General features: G+C 60.7%; 4 protein-coding genes. All 4 read right to left on the bottom strand.

The window, feature by feature from the left end; all coding sequences use genetic code 11:
• Positions 1 to 218: hypothetical protein (locus tag QZY07_RS20785; protein ID WP_295406826.1), on the bottom strand; the 218-nt coding region annotated here is incomplete at its 3' end.
• Entirely contained in the window at positions 215 to 628 is a 414-nt protein-coding gene (locus QZY07_RS20780) for a HEPN domain-containing protein (RefSeq protein WP_295406829.1), read from the bottom strand. The genes QZY07_RS20785 and QZY07_RS20780, both read right to left, overlap by 4 nt.
• 2 nt (positions 629 to 630) lie before the next feature.
• The gene (locus QZY07_RS20775) at positions 631 to 981 is read right to left on the bottom strand and encodes a nucleotidyltransferase domain-containing protein (protein WP_295406823.1); all 351 of its coding nucleotides are present in this window, start codon (positions 979 to 981) and stop codon (positions 631 to 633) included.
• Positions 982 to 994: 13 nt separating this feature from the next.
• Positions 995 to 2272: a hypothetical protein gene (locus QZY07_RS20770; protein ID WP_295406820.1), complete on the bottom strand. Its 1278-nt coding sequence runs from the start codon at positions 2270 to 2272 to the stop codon at positions 995 to 997.
• Positions 2273 to 2413 lie beyond the last annotated feature (141 nt).

The raw sequence follows: 2413 nt of genomic DNA, 5'->3' as shown, positions 1-2413 counted from the left end.
TTCAGTTCAGTTGTGCAATATAAATTATATATATCAATAACTTGATATATATACCCGCACATTGGAAAATCTGACTTCCTTACAGGGAAACCCTGTATTGACTGCGCTTGGAGTGCGACTATTGGTTTCACCTCTTTGCGGAAGATCCCCTCAACTACCTGATTTCTTGGTTTTTCTTTCCAAATTGAACTGAACCAGTGCCCGCCATCGTCCATCATGGCTCCTCCGATGGTGGATGATGGGTGGAGCACAGAGGGCCTTGCCGCACCTTGGCGACAAACACCCCTGCCTGTTCCACCGCCCATTGCGCCTGTTCTGGCGTGATCGGTTCGCCGGTGTAATCCGCGAGACGCCGCAACCGCTCGACCTGGTTCAAGGCGCTGCCTAACTCCGCCGCCATCTGGCCGGTCTTCACCAGTTGCAGCCCAAAGGCGGCGATGACACTGCTGTGCTTCTTCGGTGGCGTACCGCCTGCAATGGCCCCGGATGCCAACAGCGCCGCATGCGCGGCGTCGAACATCGCGTAGTAGGCGCGATTACAGGCACCTTCGACATCGCCGCTGTCCAATAGCAGTCGGGCCGAGGTCAAGGCGCGTTCGGCTTTCTCCAGGTAATCGTTGGCGGTCATGCTCACAAGCGGATGCCATCCTGAAGAATCCGCGCAATCAGCGCCGGATTGCTGAAATGCTCGGGATGCTCCAACTCGTCCTCCCAGAGCGGCAATGCCTCGACCAAAACGCCGGTTTCCAACAGCACATCGAAGGCCAGCGCCGCCATGTCCAAGGCAATCGCCGTGCGGTGCCCCGGTGCGCCACGCATGACCACGGCAAGATCGGCATCGCTATCGGGGCGATGGTGACGACGCGCACGACTCCCGAACAGAATGGCTTGGCTGATTGGATAGCGACCGGCAAGACGGGCCATGAAGGCGTGGGTGGCGCGAGTGGTTTCAACGTCGACCGATGGGGTTGTTTCCGACATGCCGTGCTCCGCGTTAAACCAAGGCGAGTGCTTCATTATGATCGTGTACGTTCAGACTCGCCCGAATCGTCATCATCGCCGCGTGCGGATCGATCACCTGCACAAACCCCCAGCGCCCAAACCGCTTGGCGTGGTTGACGGCGGGCACCCACAGGCTTTCGACCGTGGCAACCTTGGCGTCCTTGGCGTCGCGCTTCTCGCCGGAGACCTCGATGATGAGGTTCAGCAAGTCATCCTCGCCGTGGCCGTCGTCGATCCGGGCGATGAAATCGGTCAGATACGCATGTTGCTGGCCGCCGATGGTGTAGGGGATCAGGAAATCCAGCCGGGGGATGTTCTTCACATACGCCTTCACTTCATCCATCTGCTCCAACGCCTTTGCCACCGTACCCTCCCAACCGCTGTCCAGCACGACATGCGACATCGGACTCTTGGCGCTGGTGCGGTAGGTCGACTTGGTGCTGTGATAGCTCACGCCGTCGGTGTCGCCTAGGGTGTTGTAGGGCTGAAGGATCGGCATCAGCCGTGGCGGTCGGTCAGGCTGGCCGTCGCCGTTGACGATGCCTTGATAGATGCGGTCGGCGGCGGTGTGCGCGAGTTCGACCAGCAGCAGTAGTTGCGGAAAGGCGTTGTCCTGGCAGATCACGTACTCCTGAAGCCAGCGCCGGGCGATGGTGAGCAACGGCGGGAACAACCAGCTTTTGACGCCATTCTCGACCGGGCCGCCGATGGCGTACTCGGTGGCGTCGCCCTGCCGAAAGTAGGTCTCCAGCACCAGCTTCGCCAGCAGAAACGCGATTTCGTTGGGCCGCTTCGCCTTCAGATCGTCCAGATGATGAATGCTGGACGCGCCGACGATGGGCGCGTTCTCGACGATGGTCGGCACCTGCCCAGTGTTGAGGATCAGACGGCTGCTGTCGGTGAAGGTGGCGGTCAGCCGCTCGCCCGCAATCTCGTCGCGATAGCCCGTCAATCGGGGGAATGCGATGCGGGATGCGGCGCGTTCCGCGACCGTGTGAACATGCACGGTGTCCTTCGGCGGCTGGGGATCGGGTCGCCCGCCAGCGGTCGGCAGAAACTCGAATGGCACCCCATAGACCTCGGCGTATTCGACCGGAAAGGCGTCGAAGGCGATCGTCTCGCCGTCCATCGTCACGGTCTGCGGGATGGTCTCGTAGCTCATGCGCCGCAAGCCGCGCCCGATGACCTGCTCGCACAGGAGTTGGGTGCCGAAGGCGCGAACGCCCAGGATGTGCGTGACGGTGTTCGCGTCCCAACCCTCGGTCAGCATCGGTAAGTGTCAAGGTAGTTGTCGCATTGGTCATGTCGCTGTCAGTTGGTTTTGATGCTCCGTCGTGGTCGGTTTTCCAGGGTTGAGGAAGACCGTGGTCTCGGGCTTCCAGTTGCGCGTCGTGCCGCTCCAGCGTTCGGG

Origin of the sequence: uncultured Thiocystis sp. (assembly GCF_903866365.1) — a bacterium.
In the GTDB taxonomy this organism is placed as follows: Bacteria; Pseudomonadota; Gammaproteobacteria; order Chromatiales; family Chromatiaceae; genus Chromatium.
The sequence above is the reverse complement of the archived record's forward strand: the minus strand, read 5'-3'. Positions and strand labels throughout refer to the sequence as shown.

What these genes read in the sequence shown, in the direction of transcription:
- QZY07_RS20775 (WP_295406823.1), bottom strand. Translation starts at nt 981, where the DNA reads ATGTCGGAAACAACCCCATCGGTCGACGTTGAAACCACTCGCGCCACC.
- QZY07_RS20780 (WP_295406829.1), bottom strand. Translation starts at nt 628, where the DNA reads ATGACCGCCAACGATTACCTGGAGAAAGCCGAACGCGCCTTGACCTCG.
- QZY07_RS20770 (WP_295406820.1), bottom strand. Translation starts at nt 2,272, where the DNA reads ATGCTGACCGAGGGTTGGGACGCGAACACCGTCACGCACATCCTGGGC.